Source organism: Microcoleus vaginatus PCC 9802 (assembly GCA_022701275.1).
In the GTDB taxonomy this organism is placed as follows: domain Bacteria; phylum Cyanobacteriota; class Cyanobacteriia; order Cyanobacteriales; family Microcoleaceae; genus Microcoleus; species Microcoleus vaginatus_A.
The window spans coordinates 1,608,791-1,624,117 of the sequence record CP031740.1; the positions used below are offsets into that span (position 1 = coordinate 1,608,791).

Consider the following 15,327-nt stretch of genomic DNA (forward strand, 5'->3'; position numbering starts at 1 on the left):
ATTACACTCAACGCTGGCAAATTATCCTAGTATCTCAGAAAATAGCCGATCGCCCGCCCAGCGGCAACACATACTTGCAATAATAATCTCAAAACCGATCGCCCAACCCACTACCACGGCCATGAACACCAACATCAGCCCCATCCTCAAAGTATTCACCCTTTCCGCCGCCCTTTCCCTGGCCATCAAGTACGCAGGGCCTAGCTTATCCATACCCTCTACGGACTTCAACGCCCTAATCGCCGTCTTTACCCCCAGTATCATCCTAGCTGCTATCCTCGGCTGGCGATCGCGCCAACAGCAGCAGTAGAGACGCACTCAAAAAGTGCGATCGCTACTTGGTCTAAAGACTATGTTTTTGCCAAAATATTAATTCCCCGTACAGCTATCAAAACTACACTTGAGGGAGTGACCATGATTCAAATCATACCTGAATTAGTAACATTCGATGAATTCATTGACTGGTATCCTGAAAATTCAGGACACCACTACGAACTACACAATGGAGAAATTGTTGAGATGCCAAAAGCAACAGGGAAACATTCTAAACTGACAGGTTTTCTCCTAGCCGATCTCAACTTTGAAATCCGAAGGCTACAACTGCCCTACTTCATCCCCAAAGAATGCGTCATCAAACCCATGCGCGAGGAATCGGGATATGAACCAGATATTATTGTACTTAACGAACAAACCATTGGCAACGAGCCGCGATGGGAGAAATCATCTATTATCACAATGGGTTCATCAGTCCCTCTAATCGTCGAGGTAACTAGCACTAATTGGGGGGATGATTATGCCCTAAAGCTTGAAGCATATGAGTCAATGGGTATTCAAGAATATTGGATTGTAGATTATCTAGGATTGGGTGGCAGACGGTTCATCGGCAACCCCAAGCAACCAACCTTTTCGGTTTACCAACTAATTGACGGCGAATACCAAGTCAAACTGTTCCGAGGGGGCGAGTGTATTGACTCCCCAACTTTCCCAGAATTGAAGCTGACAGCGCAGCAGGTGTTTGCAAAAGGGAATTGAGGTGGCTGCTTATGCTAATGTCCGAGTAGGGGTATCCGATTAAAGATGCGATCGCGCGCATCTGCTGTATCTTGTATAGAGGCGATTTATCGCGTCTGGGGAGCAGAGCAATTAGCAAGCAGCCATTCCCAATACCCTATTCCTTAATATAAAATCTAAAATCTAATGAAGCTAGGACAGTGGATGGGCTTATTAGCCCTCATCGCATCTTGTTACATCCTGTGGCAAATCAGGCAGGCCCTACTGCTGCTATTTGCCGCCGTCGTCTTAGCCACCGCCTTAAACAGACTAGCACGCTACTTGCAAAAATTCGGACTCAAAAGATCGATCGCCGTACTCTTATCAGTTAGCTTCCTAGTCCTGATCTTCGTAGGATTATTCCTCATCATTGTACCACCCTTTGCCGAACAGTTTCAACAACTTACCCAAAGAGGCCCTCAAGGAATAGCAAAATTAAATGAGTGGATCGATCAGATTGAAAATCGCTTTTCTGGACAAATTGGTCAGCGACTACCCAATCTTGATATTAACGACATTATCCAACAACTGCAACCCCTATTCAATCAACTCGTCGGCGGTGCAGGAGCCTTTGTCGGCAACACCTTAGGCGTTATTCTCAGCTTTTTGCTAGTCATAGTTTTGACATTGATGACATTAGCCGACCCTTTATCTTACCGACAAGGATTTATCCAACTATTTCCCTCTTTTTATCGGCGGCGAATCGAGGGAATCTTAGATGAATGCGAAATAGCCCTCGGTCGATGGGTCATCGGTGCTTTAATTAGCATGAGCGTCATCACTTTTCTCAGCCTAATTGGTTTATCAGTATTGCAGGTTCCCCTAGCCCTAGCTCACGCTGTTTTAGCAGGATTGCTGAACTTAATACCCAATATCGGGCCCGGCTTGAGCGTCATTCCTCCAGTGACGATCGCACTTTTAGACTCTCCCTTAAAATCCGGTTTTGTGTTCATCCTCTACTTTCTAATTCAACAATTTGAAAGCAACCTCCTCACCCCTTACGTTATGGCGCAGCAAGTTGCGCTATTGCCGGCTGTTACCTTAATAGCTCAAGTATTCTTCGCCACCTTCTTTGGGTTTTTAGGACTATTGCTTGCCCTTCCTCTCACCGTTGTCGCTCAAGTTTGGGTTAGAGAAGTTTTAATTAAAGACATTCTCAACCAGTGGCAGACCAATCCCAGACACCTAGCAGCGATCGACACCGCTATTCACGAGGAGTACGAATCTATAGGAGTAACACATAGCAAGCCAGAAAGCCTGCCAGAACAAAAATTAGAAATCCCAAATAATACCGAAAGCCACACTCCTGAAAATCAATAATTGAAATCGATCGATGATGACTGTTGCACCCCTTGGCAATCCACGTTTAAAAACAACTCAAAGAAGGGTTTTACTAAATATCAGTTGACCAACTTATCAGACCTTATTGGTAGAATCTAGAGATCGCAGAGCCTCTAAATTTGCTTACAGTCGAGGATTGTTAGAAATCATGATACCGTCCGAGTTGCACGAAAACATAAATTGCGTGCTGAAACGCATCGTTACCGCTTTAACTTAAGAGTTAGACGTGAGAGTTAAAGGATTTAGTTCGACGAGTTAAAATCGCTCCGATTTACAACAAGGTGCAGAACAAGATTCATGTTTCTCTGTCCAAAATGTTGAGAGTAGTCTCGGTAAAAAAATTGGAATTTCAAACGAGGGGCCGCCCGCTTTAGTCATTAAAGTCGATCTTACCAGTGTATCCTCGAATCGATGATCAATTTATCAGCAGCTAGCAATTATTGAAATTGGGCGAATATAGGGGAGGAACTGTCGAAATTTACCAACTTCAAAAACCCAGATATATTTTTGGCGAATACAGTCTCGCATTTCCCATTATGCCTGCAACCTTGCTGAATCATCTAGTACAAATGTCAGAAACTCAGGACGATAATGCTATTGTCCGGTATTGGCGGCAGTCGGTGAGCCAGCAATTGCAAACACAGAGTTTGTAGCTAATTTATAGCGAAGACCAATAAGGAGGTCGATCGCCAAAACTGCATTCGCTCGATCGGCATTCCATCACACTAAAATCTAAATCTAAAATCTAAAATAGTCTTATGAGATCGATCGACGAAATCAACGATAAAATCAGCCAAGGCAAAGCCACCGTCTGGACAATCGAAGAACTCAAAACTAGAGTTGAAGAAACCAGCATTACCCAAGCAGCCAAAGAAGTCGATGTGATTACCGCAGGCACCTTCGAGCCGATGGAATCCTCCGGTGCAATCATCAACCTCGGCCATACCGACCCGCCGATAAAAATCCGCCAGTGCTGGCTAGACGGCGTTTTAGCCTACTCGGGCTTCGGGGCAGTAGACCTGTACCTGGGAGCCACCCAAGTAGCCGAAGACGGCGAAGAATCCCGCGAACGGGGCGGCGGACACGTCATCGAAGACTTAATAGCCGGGAAACCCGTGCAGTTGCGAGCCTTGGGGCAGGTAACAGACTGCTACCCCCGCGCCTCCTTTGAAACCACCATTACCCGCGATACAATCAACCAGTTTTATTTATTCAATCCCCGCAACGCATATCAAAACTTTATTGTTGGGGTCAATGGAGGCGATCGCCCGCTGTTCACCTACCTCGGCCCCCTGCAACCAAACCTCGGCAACGCCGTCTACTCGAACCTTGGAGCCATGTCTCCCCTGCTCAACGACCCCGACCTCCAAATCATTGGCATCGGCACCCGCATCTTCCTAGGAGGCGCTCAGGGCTACATCACCTGGGAAGGAACCCAGCACTTCCCCCTGCAAAAACGCCAGCCCAACCGCACCCCCATCGGCCCGGCCGCTACCCTCGCACTCATCGGCGACGCCAAACAGATGAACTCGAAATGGGTGCGCGGCTGCTACTTCAAAAACTACGGCCCATCACTGATGCTGGGAGTCGGCATCCCCTTTCCCGTCTTAAACGAAACAGTCGTCGCCAACTGTGCAGTATCAGACAAAAAAATAGTAGCGCCGGTGGTAGATTTCTCTATCCCCCGGCGCGTTCGTCCCACCTTCGGTTTAGTCAGCTATGCTCAATTAAAGACTGGTCGCATCCTGATAGAGGGCAAACCTGTGCGGGCCGCCCCCCTTGCGAGTATGTTTCTCTCCCGGCAAGTAGCATTGGAATTGAAGCAGCAAATTGAAGCGGGTCAATTTACCCTCACGGCCCCAGTTGCTCCCCTACCCACTGACAGAGTATTTCTCCCGCAAGATTTGTGGGGCGCACAAGTCCGGCTCGAATAAAGGATTTTAGATTGGCGATTTAGCGGTTGTAAATTAGTCTTGGACACACTAATCTAAAATCTAAAATCTAAAATTGGTTCATTCCTCGATCGGCTTAGGCTTCTTAACCGGCTTAGGAAGAGGTTCCTTCGGGACACGCGGTGCTGCTGCGGCTGCGGACTTGATGGTAGGACGCCCTACAGGAGCACCGTCACCGCTGGGCCTAGGAGTAAACGGACGCTTCCCTCCTCCTTTGAAGCCACCGGGCGGCTTACTGCCAGGGGGGAATTTCCGCTTTTTAATCGGCAGGGCACCAATATTATTAGCCTCCTCAATCATCAGACTGTCAGCTTTCAATTTGACGTGGAAATCCCAAAAAAACCCGATCGCTTTTGTTGCTAAATCTCCCTTGAGTTTCAGTTTAAAAAACTTCATCTTGTCGTCATTCTTGCGGGGAGCTTGCTTGATTTTGACGATGACATACTTTTCTTCGTCTTGGGATTGATAAATCACCTCACCTCTAATCGAAAAATACCCATCTTCAACATCAGGTTCCGAGGGCGGCAAAGATGCGGTCGATGCTTCGTCGCTAGTCTCAATCTCCGCTGCTTCCGGATTTTCCTCATCAGAGGACGGTTCGGGGGGTTTCTTAAGCGTTTCCGGCTCCCAAACTCCCATAATCTGGGCGTGCAAGTTGCCGTCTTCTTGCCTGGTGCGGGGATAGACCACCCACAGGTGTTCTTGTTCCAGATCCAGGTGATTTTTGACTAAACTCATGACTCTACCCAGCAAAACTGCGTCGATGGCAGTTCCGTCGGCAGCTATGAGCATACCCCGGGTGAATTGCTCTTCTGATTGCGTGTAGCGGCCCCGCACCAAACCAACAGCTCGGTACTGTCTGGGTTCGCTGGGGGGGGGAATGGGATGTTGGCGCATGACGGAGGGTATGTCCTCATCGGCCGGACTTTCGTTAGCGGGTGGCTCGGCGTTTGCGGGCGGTGCGACTGCTAGGGCTGGAGTATCGCTGACAGGTGTCGAAGACGCTGCAGGCGCCGGGGGTGCAGGAGCATTGCTGGGCTGGTCTTGTGGGTTTGTTTTGTCCTTGTCGAGGGCAGAACTGTGGCGTGGTCGTTGCAGCCTATCCTTGGACGCTGGGGCGTCTGTTGGCGTTGCCGATTGATTTTGGTCAATAGGTGCAGCCAACGCCGAAGGCACCGAACTTTCGTCTGGTGTCTCAGGAATGGAATCTGTATCTTTAGGCGGATTGACGGCCACTTCGCTGGGCTGAGCCTTGCGAGTTGAAGTAGATTTGGACGATTTGGAAGACCGGTTGGGAGAGGGGTTCATAAAAACTCCTTGCAGCGGAGACACATCCCTTAAGGGAAATTAGGAATAAACTGAAGAAACTGCTTTAAAAACTACTAGCACCTGACTTGGGGCTTGCGCCCGGAGGTCTGGTTTTGACCCGTCAACGCCAACTTTCAACGCTATGAGTGCCGATCGGTTCGCTGGCTGCTAAAATCCTTGCGATCAAGGACTTGGGCAGTTGCTGACCGATCGATCCTGCGATCGCGCTGATCTGGAGTTGCTGGCTAATAGCATTTAGGATATTCAGCTTGCCTATTTTACTTAATCCAATTACCTAACGGCCTGATCCGCCATATTTTCGGTAATTTTTAGCTTGACCAGACTAAATTGGACAGACACCGCAGTCCTTGGGGCTGCGGGTCTGAGTGCCCAAAATTGTTTAGCTAGCATGGAGTTGTGGGTCTGTTACCATATTAGCTGCAAGTAAAAGGCTGCTTTGTCCGTTCGGACTTTGAAGTTAAGAACTTTTATGGTTGCATGGATCTAGTTAAATGGCCCACGCCCCCGGGCGAGGCGTTAATTCTTAGAAAATAGTAGATTTTAAGTTGGGATAGTTGAATTATGGAAAAAGCAAATAAGCGTCGTGGGTTGATTACTGTGGTGGTGGTGCTGTCGCTCATCGCTTTTTTGGGATTTTCTCTGGTTCCCATTTTGGACAGTATTCTCAAGGCCAGCCAAGCCCAAAGTACGTCAACTCCAACACCTACTCAGACGGCGCAGTCAGGGGAGAAGCAATCAGAGTTGCTGCAAGCTCAGGCTAGGGGATACGAATTGGTTTTGCAGCGGGAACCTGACAACGTAACGGCTTTGCGGGGATTGTTGCAGGTGCGGCTGGAGTTGATCGGCCAAGGAGTGGGGGACATTAAGGATGCGATCGCTCCTTTGGAAAAGTTGGCTTCGCTGAATCCTGAGACTACTGAATACGGAATTTTGCTGGCTCAGGCTAAGGAACGCACGGGCGATCGCGAAGGGGCTGCTCAAGCTTACAGGTCAATTTTAGCGTCTAAGCCTGGGGAAATTAAGGCTTTGCAGGGGTTGGTGAATTTGCTGCTGGTGCAGCAGCGGCCCGAAGCTGCGATCGGACTGTTGCAAGATACGCTGAAGGCTGCTCCGGCTGCCAACCTGGCGAAACCGGAAAGTGTTGATGTAACTTCAGTGCAGTTGATTTTGGGACAGGTTTATGCTGTGCAGAAGCGCTACGAGGAGGCGATCGCCATTTACGACGAATCTGCTAAGGCTAATCCCAAAGATTTTCGCCCGACTTTAGGAAAGGCGATCGTGCTGAAGGAACAGGGCAAAACAGATGAGGCAAAAACGCTGTTTGATCGAGCTACTGAGTTAGCTCCTCCTAACTATAAAGACCAAATTAATCAGTTAGCTACTGGCACTCCTTCGCCTTCTCCTGCGGCTGCTACTCCCGAACCGGCTGCTTCTCCTAGTCCTGAAGGCGCGCTACCGACACCTTAAGGAAAGTTTTTAGTGAAAGAGTTCGAGTGGTCAGTGAAAAATTATTAAGTGAAATACTTAATAATTTAAACTCAAAACTACTCCCTTTCTTCTTAATTAGGCAGGGCTTAGGAAAAGAAACCCGGTTTCTACGATAAATCTGGGTTGAACAACGACAGATACAGGTCGAAACCGGGTTTCTAAGACCTCGCGCCCAGCGTCCTGTTACCGACTACCAATTACTAATTACCAATTAGGTAAGACCTCGGAGGGAATTATGACCCAAAGCGTTGACCGCGTTGTTCTACCTCCTGCTTTTCCAGACCACACTCAATTACCAGAGTCAGACGGTACTTTTGTGAAAAATTTTCAGGAGCATCCGCAGAGTTTAATTTTAACTGATTCGATCGGGCAAATTTTGCAGGAGCGGCATCCTGACGGACAATATGCGATCGGTCAAGACTGCGGCATTTACTGGCGAGAAACCGAGCCGCCGGAAAAAGGTGCAGAAGCTCCTGATTGGTTTTATGTTCCCAATGTACCTCCTAATTTAGACGGTCAAATTCGCCGTTCCTACGTGCTGTGGCGAGAACACATAGCACCGTTAATTGCTTTGGAATTTGCGAGCGGGAACGGTGATGAAGAGCGCGATCGCACTCCTTTATCTCGCACTGAGGAAGGGGTAATAACCAAACCGGGCAAGTTTTGGGTGTACGAACAGGTGATGCGAATTCCCTATTACGGCATCTATGAAATTAACAGCGGTCGATTAGAAGTTTATCGGTTGATGGAGGGGTATTATCAACTGTTAGAACTCAATCAACGCGCTCATTTTCCCATTGCATCTTTAGGCATAGAATTGGGACTTTGGCAAGGCAGTTATCAAAATCAAACTATGCTTTGGCTGCGCTGGTGGGACGAGGAAGGTAATTTGCTGTTAATTGGCGATGAAAGGGCCCAATTGGAGAGATTGCGAGGGGAGCAACAGCGGGAAAGAGCCGAGAGTGCAGAACAGGCAGGACAAGCTGAATTTCAGGCAAGAAGGGATGCAATTCCCCGGTTGTTGGGAATGGGTTTGAGTGCCGAACAAGTGGCGCAGGCGTTAAGTTTATCTGTGGAGGAAGTGATGGAGAATGCTGGAGAGTGACATAGCGGGAGAGAATGGGGGAAAAGGGCGATCGGTCTTGAATTGGTGAAGATGCGATCGCTCCTGCCAACTGCATTAAACTAAACCAAATACAAAAAAGTTATCTATGAACTTTCTGAAGATGAATTATCCAAGATATCTAGTAAACTAAGCTGTACATTTGGGCTGTGAGACGATTTTTTATTTTCCATTTCTTTACCAAAGTATCTGTCTCGCAGTTCTGTATGCCGTGCTAGGAAACGTTCTAATTCTAGCCGAGACCACCAATCTATCTCAATACCTCTGTTACGAGCAACACCTTCTAGCTTGTCATAAAGTGTACTATCAATAACACCGCTGGTCATCACACAGAATCCACCCGCTCCATATTGATCTACTGGATCGGCAACTTGAACCTTGCTTCCCGCCAGCGAACTACCATCTCTAATCAGCTTACACTGTACAATCCATTTTACAGGCGGTTGACCCGCGCGCCCTGTTGTGTGAAATACTATATCTCTACCACCATCGCGGGAGCGAGATTTTCCCATTTTTAAGATTTTACTGGGCTGATGGCGGTAATTAACAACATCATAACAAAGCTCCTCAAACTGATTGTCATCAAGTTTATCCCACGGACAGGCGATATCTGTAGTTCGTCCAATGAGTGTCCTTAGACTCTCAGATAGCTTGGAAATTGATTCAAGATATTTTTCTCCATCTTCTGGCTTAATTTTATTTAGTGTTTTGGGAAATAATACATACTGGGCTATCCGATCTTGTACTATCAAGACATCGCCTTCTATAGATAGTAAAATTTTTTGAATTTGGGTGCGATTTTGTGCTGTATTAAAATCCCACCGTATCGTTGTTATATCTATACCTAGCTTCATAATTTTTTCGCACATATTATCTCTAATTTTGTCGCACTCCGGACTTTCAAACCACATATATTCTGCACATTTCTGAGCTTGATATACGTCTGACTCTGGAAAAATTATCAGATTTTTATTTTGAAAAGCTATGGGTGGGCAATTCAATAATGACAAATACTCTGCTGCTTCTAGATCGGGAACTTCATTGTTGAAACCACCATATCGCTTCAGCAATTCTTTTATATCTACACCTAGCGGAACAATCCAAGATTTTTGAGAAAGATAAAAGTCGTAACCTATCTCATTACTAAGAACTGAGCGCCAAAAATAATGAATTTCTTCAGGATATTTACTATGTAGTTCTATAAAATAATCTCGATACAAAGAATAATGATAGGAATCTTCTTGTCCTGCTACACAATTTCCCCGATACAGATCGCCAAGTTCAGGAAATCTCAGTATACGGTTTTCTAAATTACCACGAAACTCCTCGTACTCATTGTATAAATCCACGGGATAGTCATCGTCTAAATCTAAATCACTGGGAGGAAAAAGCCATATGAGCTGTTGTGCTAATCCCGCTATATTGTTTGGTTGAAATACAAAATAAATTGGCTGAGTGTAGTCGTAATTTAGTTCACAATGAATGTTTTTACAAAAAGATGCTATATTTTCTCCTATGAATAAAGCCTTGTAATAAACTTCTGCTTGATCTAAGAATGATTGGCAATAGCCCATACCTGGAATTTCTAAAACAATATTTCCTTTAGCGTTTTCAAGAATCTGACATAAATCATCACAAGAGTATTGGCTAATTTCGGAGGCGTTCAGTTTTATGCTAGCTTCTTTGCTCATATATTCAGCGCCATAACTACGCAATTAGATTCGTGGATTTTTAAATAGCAAGTTATCTCACTTATTGAAGAGTAAGATAACTACCATAGCACATTAGCTTAATACTTCCTCTCCTGTGGCTCAAACATCGTAATCGCCACCGGCATATATGCCAAATCAATCCCTGCAGGCGAATAATAGGCCATTGTATGCTTCAAGAAATTGCTGTCATCGCGCTCAGTAAAATCTTCCCGCGAATGAGCTCCCCGACTTTCCTGCCGGTTCAAAGCAGAAGTTAAAATCATTTTTCCGACAATTATCAAACTCCGCAACTCTAAAGCTTCCACAATTTCCGTATTCCACAACTTGCCTTTATCGTCTAAGTAAACCTCCTCATATTGTCGCTCTAACTCCTCCAATTTCTTTAAACCTTCCTGCATCAATTCGGCGCTACGAAATACACCACAATACTCAGTCATAGTATCTTGATACTGCTGTCGCACTTGATTGATTCGGTATTTTCCCGGACGTTCTAAAAGTGCCTGAACTTGCTCTTTTGCTTCCGTAATATAACGCTGTTCGTCTACGGCAGGTAACTTGCGATTTTGTACAAACTGTGCTATGGTTGCGCCAGTAACTTTGCCGTAAACTACGCATTCTAAAAGCGAATTGCTGCCCAAACGGTTGGCGCCATGAACTGACACGCAAGCTGCTTCGCCGGCTGCAAAGAAACCGTCTACCAAACCCTCAGGACTGCTGCGAACTTGCCCGCTAACATTAGTAGGAATTCCCCCCATTGAATAGTGAACTGTAGGGCGCACGGGCATCGGCTGATTTACGGCATCAATTCCTAACAAACGGTGGGCTTCTTCCCAAGCAAAAGGAATTTTGCTCATGATTTTTTCGCGTCCCATGTGCCGCAAATCGAGGTAGATAAAGGGGCCGCCTGCACTACCATCAACATTAATTCCTCGACCGGCGCGAATTTCTATGGAAATTGACCGCGAGGTGATATCCCTAGGCGCTAATTCCATCCGCGACGGGGCATAATTCGCCATAAATCGATCGCCCTCTGAATTAATCAAATAAGCGCCTTCGCCCCGCACAGCCTCGGAAATCAACACTCCCACAGGATACAAACCCGTCGGGTGAAACTGCACAAACTCCATATCTTCCAGCGGCAATCCAGCTAAAGCCGTCATCGCCAAACCGTCTCCCGTCGAGGCGTAATCGTTCGACGTGGTATTGTAAACTCGACCGTAACCGCCCGTAGCAAACATCACCGCTTTAGCACGGACAACCTCAATTTGACCGTCTAGCAGGCGGTACATAACGACCCCCTTGGCTTGGCCTTCTTCCAAAATCAGGCGGGTGACATACCACTCCTGATAGATGTGAACTCCGCAGCGGCGCAGATTATTGACTAATTCGTGGAGGATGGCGTGACCAGTTTTGTCCGCGGCGTAGCAGGTGCGGCGGTGGGAATGTCCACCGAAAGCGCGCTGGGCAATTCTGCCGTCTGGGAGGCGGGAAAAGAGGACTCCCATGTGTTCTAAATCTATGACTACACCGGGGGCTTCGCGGGTGAGGATTTCTACCGCGTCTTGGTCGGCTAAATAGTCTGAACCTTTTACTGTGTCGAAGGCATGGGCTTTCCAACTATCTTCAGGATCGACATTTTGTAGGCTGGAGGCCATGCCGCCCTGGGCTGCGACGGAGTGCGATCGAATCGGGTGAGTTTTGGCGACGACAGCTACCTTTAAACTGGGGTCAGTCCGAGCAATTTCTACTGCGGCGCGGCAACCTGCTAAACCGCCGCCTACAATGATTACGTCGTGTTCTAGCATTTTTTTGAATTATTTTGAGTGTTCTGCTCAACTTATCGTGACGCAAAAAAAAACTTCCTACCAAAAGAGCAGGAAGTTTTTTAACTTTTGATTTTCCATTCAAATCAAAAGTTAAAATCTCAAATTGGACTAGCCGGCGCTTTCGGCAGGATTCTGAAGCGACTGATTTCCCGTTGCAGAAGGTTGAGGTTCCGTACCGGGTTCTACAGCAAGCACTTCAATGTTATTTAGCAGAGTTGTAACGAAAGCAAACAGCAAGAAGGGCAGAGACAGCACTAAAATCAAGCCGACGGTAGCCAAGGCGAAGATTTGGCGGGCGCTACTCCACAAGGCGAGTGCCGACGCTAGACTTAGGAAGATGACTATCAGCCAAACAATGATTTGACCGTAAATGTCGCCAAAGGTGAGGGTACATTTAAGGCGATAGTTTTGGATGTTATTCATTTGATGCCTCGCGAGATTGCTATTACGACTTGTCCAAAAATACTTTGACAGTGCGTCAATGCCCACTGTAAATTTCTAAGTTTAGCTGTCGCAACTTGGTTTTGGGGTCGTTGTAAACATTCTTTAATAACTTGCCACAACACTTGGTATATTTTTGCTTCAGACTGGGAAATTCTGCCGAAACAGTTGGCTGACGCACTCCGAGGCCTAGAAACCGGGTTTTTTAGGGTTTTGGCGGGCCCACTAGAAGTAAACGGGCGAAAAAACCAAGGTGATTGCCACCGGTGCGTCCAGGATTACCAAACCAAGGCATAAGGGGAAAGTCTACTTTTTGAGAGAGCCCCGACTTGGTAAAGTAATGTTAAGCTGCATGGCAATGGAATCAACCTTTATAGTGTCCCACCTGTCTTTTGGCCCATGTTTTCTGAGAGCAAATTGCTGATTTCGCGCTGTTTCCTGGCTGGTTTGGGAACGCAGATGTTTATGTACCGCGAAGACCGGATTCCCCAGGAGAGTCCGGTACTGGTGGTCAGCAATCACCGCAGTTTCTTAGATCCTGTGCTGCTGACGGCGGCTTTGGGTCGATCAATCCGCTTTGCTTGTCATCATTACATGGGTCAAGTTCCGGTGATGAGAGAAATTGTCACGACTTTCGGCGCTTTCCCCTTGGAGGCACCGGAGCACCGACAGCAGCATTTTTTCTCTCAAGCGACAGCGCTGCTGCAAAGCGGGGAGATGGTGGGGGTGTTTCCAGAGGGTGCAGAACCGATGGTCAAGGTGACTGGGCCCAATACTGTGGGGAAGTTTCAGCGGGGATTTGCTCATTTGGCTTTACGGGCGCCGGTGCGGGATTTGGCGGTTTTGCCGGTGGCGATTAGTTCTTTTGAGGAACACTCGGTACGATCAGGTGTACCGCTCAAGTTGTTGAGTTTGTTTGATCCTTCGGAACCGCTGTTCGATCGCTCTGGGTGGCATCCTGTGATAATTTATCAGCGAGTTAATGTTTTAATCGGCCAGCCTTACTGGATTACTGTAGAGAGACAGCAGCAATATCAAGGCAAAAAAGCCAAAGCAGTTGTGGCTGAACTCACAGACCACTGTCAGGGGGAAATTGCAGAATTACTCCAACGAGGTTGTTTGTAAGTTTGTTGACTGTTGACTATTGACTATTGGCTGGTGTCAGATTTCCAATCTAAAATCTAAAATCTAAAATCTAAAATCGATTGACTTGAATCATGGCAAATGCTAACAATAAGGTTCGTTTCCTAACCCCCAAACCCCCGAAACCCGATCGCCCTTTATTTGTATTTTTGCCCGGTATGGACGGGGGCGGTTTGCTGCTGCGATCCCAAATTCCTAAATTAGCCAATCATTTTGACATTCGTTGCTTAACTTTACCTGCGGACGATACGCCTAGTTGGGATGTACTGGTTGGGGAAACAATTGCCTTAATTGAAGCCGAAAAGCAAGCCGGAAAGCCGAAGCGGCCGGTTTATCTGTGCGGCGAGTCATTTGGGGGGTGTTTAGCGATGAAAGTTATGTTAGAAGCTCCCCAATTGTGCGATCGATTAATCTTAGTCAATCCAGCTTCTTCGTTTCGACAGCAGCCTTGGGTGCAGTGGGGCTCGTACCTGACTCAGTGGCTGCCGGCCAATCTTTATCCGCTCTCGGTAATCGGTTTATTGCCGATATTAGCATCCTTAGGAAAGATTGGGCGCGACGATCGCCGCGCTTTGCTAGAAGCGATGCAAGCGGTACCGCAAAACACGTCTGTGTGGAGATTGGCGTTAGTGCGATCGTTTAATGTTGACGAAAATCAGTTGCGTGGCATCAAGCAGCCGACGCTAGTAATTGCTAGCGGTGCCGATCGGCTGCTGCCTTCCCTAGTAGAAGCGAAGCTTTTAGTCAAGGTAATTCCCAATGCTGAAATGGTGCTGCTGGCTAACAGCGGTCATGCTTGTTTGTTAGAAACAGATGTTAACCTTTACGGGATAATGCAAGCTCGCAATTTTTTGACAAAATCCGAAGAAAATCTGTCCTTAGTCAATAGTCATTAGTCATTAGTCATTAGCTATGACTTCTCTCTTATGAGTCAGTCAGGGCCAAATTAGAGATTGGGCGAGGGGTAAAGTTTATATTACAATTAACCCGCCCTGACACTCATTAGTAAGTGTCCGAAAACCAGCCACTAAGGACTAATAACTAATGACTACTGACTAATTAAGATTTAGCCATTTTTGAGCGTTAAGCCGCTGGACGACACCAAACACCATGAGGTCTAGTGTTACCTTGCGCTCATCTATCAAAAAAGGCTCTAAAGTGCTAGTTTTGGTATTATTGTCAGCGCAGGAAAACGCCCTTTGACTTTGAATATTTTCTTGAGGAAAATATAGGTTAAATTGGCGCTGACCTTCTTGGAATTTCCCAATTACCTGCCAGCAATCCCCGGCGGAACTCATGCCCGCAACTGGGAGTTTTTGCTTTGCCAAACTCACCTCTAAATCCTTAACGCCCTGCTTACTCAAAGCAGTTTGCAAAGCGGGCAAATAATCTTGTTGAATAAATTCCGCAAAGGGCTTGTCTTCAACAGCAGGTGTTTTTTCCTTTTTAGCTTTAGCTGGGGGCTTGTCGCCTTCGGCCTTGGCTGCGGGCTTTTTAGCAGCCGCCTGGGGCTTGTCAGTGCTGGGTAAGTCGGTTGTCTCGGGTTCGTCGGAACTCGGGGCGTTCTCGATCGCAGCACTGGGAGTTTCCGATTCGCCAGCGGTAGGATTTTTCGGTTCTTTCTTGGCTGCGGGTTTTTTAGCAGTCGGCTGAGGCTTGTCAGTGCTGGGAAAGTCGCTTGTCTCGGGTTCGTCGGAACTCGGGGCATTCTCGATCGAAGCAGTAGGAGTTTCGGATTCTCCAGCGGTAGGATTTTGCGGTTCTTCTGGCATTAACGCTTCCTTTTAAAAGTGATGGTAAAAGGAGTTGTGAGTGCAGGTGCGGGCGATCAACTTTTGCGATCGCCGAAACTTTTTATCGAAAACCAACCTGAGAAAATTGCGATTCAAAAAAATTTGAACTTAACACACTCAGGACGATCG

The 15,327-nt window shown here is 47.0% G+C and carries 14 protein-coding genes; 9 read left to right on the plus strand and 5 right to left on the minus strand.

The genetic code is table 11. The features are described 5' to 3' along the window. Positions 1-121: 121 nt before the first annotated feature. The 5 genes from D0A34_06690 (at position 122) to D0A34_06710 (ending at position 4,325) form a co-directional block, all read left to right on the plus strand. Positions 122-310, plus strand: coding sequence for a hypothetical protein (locus D0A34_06690; GenBank protein ID UNU18599.1), 189 nt, complete (start codon positions 122-124; stop codon positions 308-310). 104 nt (positions 311-414) lie between these two features. Continuing rightward, positions 415-1,032, plus strand: a complete 618-nt coding sequence (locus tag D0A34_06695; GenBank protein ID UNU18600.1) for a Uma2 family endonuclease — start codon at positions 415-417, stop codon at positions 1,030-1,032. A 165-nt stretch (positions 1,033-1,197) separates the two neighbouring features. Next, positions 1,198-2,370, plus strand: coding sequence for an AI-2E family transporter (locus tag D0A34_06700; GenBank protein ID UNU18601.1), 1,173 nt, complete (start codon positions 1,198-1,200; stop codon positions 2,368-2,370). Between the two features lie 461 nt (positions 2,371-2,831). Next, positions 2,832-3,044: a hypothetical protein gene (locus D0A34_06705; GenBank protein ID UNU18602.1), complete on the plus strand. Its 213-nt coding sequence runs from the start codon at positions 2,832-2,834 to the stop codon at positions 3,042-3,044. A gap of 105 nt (positions 3,045-3,149) precedes the next feature. Then, positions 3,150-4,325, plus strand: a complete 1,176-nt coding sequence (locus D0A34_06710; protein UNU18603.1) for a hypothetical protein — start codon at positions 3,150-3,152, stop codon at positions 4,323-4,325. Between the two features lie 78 nt (positions 4,326-4,403). Here D0A34_06710 and D0A34_06715 read toward each other — a convergent pair whose 3' ends face one another. Beyond that, positions 4,404-5,651 (minus strand): hypothetical protein, encoded by a 1,248-nt coding sequence (locus D0A34_06715; protein UNU22204.1) that lies wholly within the window; start codon positions 5,649-5,651, stop codon positions 4,404-4,406. Between the two features lie 579 nt (positions 5,652-6,230). Between D0A34_06715 and D0A34_06720 the strand changes: the two genes are divergently transcribed. Beyond that, positions 6,231-7,139, plus strand: coding sequence for a Tfp pilus assembly protein PilF (locus D0A34_06720; protein ID UNU18604.1), 909 nt, complete (start codon positions 6,231-6,233; stop codon positions 7,137-7,139). A 256-nt stretch (positions 7,140-7,395) separates the two neighbouring features. Then, entirely contained in the window at positions 7,396-8,265 is an 870-nt protein-coding gene (locus D0A34_06725) for a Uma2 family endonuclease (protein ID UNU18605.1), read from the plus strand. Between the two features lie 104 nt (positions 8,266-8,369). Here D0A34_06725 and D0A34_06730 read toward each other — a convergent pair whose 3' ends face one another. The 3 genes from D0A34_06730 to D0A34_06740 all read right to left on the minus strand — a co-directional run bounded on the left by D0A34_06730 (position 8,370) and on the right by D0A34_06740 (position 12,244). Beyond that, positions 8,370-9,974 carry a hypothetical protein gene (locus D0A34_06730; GenBank protein ID UNU18606.1) on the minus strand — a complete coding sequence of 535 codons (1,605 nt, stop codon included), beginning with the start codon at positions 9,972-9,974 and terminating at the stop codon, positions 8,370-8,372. Between the two features lie 98 nt (positions 9,975-10,072). After that, positions 10,073-11,800 (minus strand): succinate dehydrogenase/fumarate reductase flavoprotein subunit, encoded by a 1,728-nt coding sequence (locus D0A34_06735; GenBank protein UNU18607.1) that lies wholly within the window; start codon positions 11,798-11,800, stop codon positions 10,073-10,075. A 129-nt stretch (positions 11,801-11,929) separates the two neighbouring features. Continuing rightward, on the minus strand, positions 11,930-12,244 hold the full coding sequence (locus D0A34_06740) for a hypothetical protein (GenBank protein UNU18608.1): 315 nt from the start codon (positions 12,242-12,244) through the stop codon (positions 11,930-11,932). Between the two features lie 417 nt (positions 12,245-12,661). Between D0A34_06740 and D0A34_06745 the strand changes: the two genes are divergently transcribed. Continuing rightward, positions 12,662-13,387 carry a 1-acyl-sn-glycerol-3-phosphate acyltransferase gene (locus D0A34_06745; protein ID UNU18609.1) on the plus strand — a complete coding sequence of 242 codons (726 nt, stop codon included), beginning with the start codon at positions 12,662-12,664 and terminating at the stop codon, positions 13,385-13,387. A gap of 92 nt (positions 13,388-13,479) precedes the next feature. Beyond that, a complete protein-coding gene (locus tag D0A34_06750) occupies positions 13,480-14,301 on the plus strand; it encodes an alpha/beta fold hydrolase (GenBank protein UNU18610.1) in 822 nt (273 codons plus the stop codon). A 159-nt stretch (positions 14,302-14,460) separates the two neighbouring features. On the opposite strand, the gene D0A34_06755 is transcribed toward D0A34_06750, so the two are convergent. After that, positions 14,461-15,177, minus strand: a complete 717-nt coding sequence (locus D0A34_06755) for a DUF2996 domain-containing protein (GenBank protein UNU18611.1) — start codon at positions 15,175-15,177, stop codon at positions 14,461-14,463. Positions 15,178-15,327: the final 150 nt, after the last annotated feature.

What these genes read in the sequence shown, in the direction of transcription:
- D0A34_06725 (UNU18605.1), top strand. Translation starts at nt 7,396, where the DNA reads ATGACCCAAAGCGTTGACCGCGTTGTTCTACCTCCTGCTTTTCCAGAC.
- D0A34_06715 (UNU22204.1), bottom strand. Translation starts at nt 5,651, where the DNA reads ATGAACCCCTCTCCCAACCGGTCTTCCAAATCGTCCAAATCTACTTCA.
- D0A34_06750 (UNU18610.1), top strand. Translation starts at nt 13,480, where the DNA reads ATGGCAAATGCTAACAATAAGGTTCGTTTCCTAACCCCCAAACCCCCG.
- D0A34_06740 (UNU18608.1), bottom strand. Translation starts at nt 12,244, where the DNA reads ATGAATAACATCCAAAACTATCGCCTTAAATGTACCCTCACCTTTGGC.
- D0A34_06700 (UNU18601.1), top strand. Translation starts at nt 1,198, where the DNA reads ATGAAGCTAGGACAGTGGATGGGCTTATTAGCCCTCATCGCATCTTGT.
- D0A34_06755 (UNU18611.1), bottom strand. Translation starts at nt 15,177, where the DNA reads ATGCCAGAAGAACCGCAAAATCCTACCGCTGGAGAATCCGAAACTCCT.
- D0A34_06695 (UNU18600.1), top strand. Translation starts at nt 415, where the DNA reads ATGATTCAAATCATACCTGAATTAGTAACATTCGATGAATTCATTGAC.
- D0A34_06735 (UNU18607.1), bottom strand. Translation starts at nt 11,800, where the DNA reads ATGCTAGAACACGACGTAATCATTGTAGGCGGCGGTTTAGCAGGTTGC.
- D0A34_06690 (UNU18599.1), top strand. Translation starts at nt 122, where the DNA reads ATGAACACCAACATCAGCCCCATCCTCAAAGTATTCACCCTTTCCGCC.
- D0A34_06730 (UNU18606.1), bottom strand. Translation starts at nt 9,974, where the DNA reads ATGAGCAAAGAAGCTAGCATAAAACTGAACGCCTCCGAAATTAGCCAA.
- D0A34_06745 (UNU18609.1), top strand. Translation starts at nt 12,662, where the DNA reads ATGTTTTCTGAGAGCAAATTGCTGATTTCGCGCTGTTTCCTGGCTGGT.
- D0A34_06710 (UNU18603.1), top strand. Translation starts at nt 3,150, where the DNA reads ATGAGATCGATCGACGAAATCAACGATAAAATCAGCCAAGGCAAAGCC.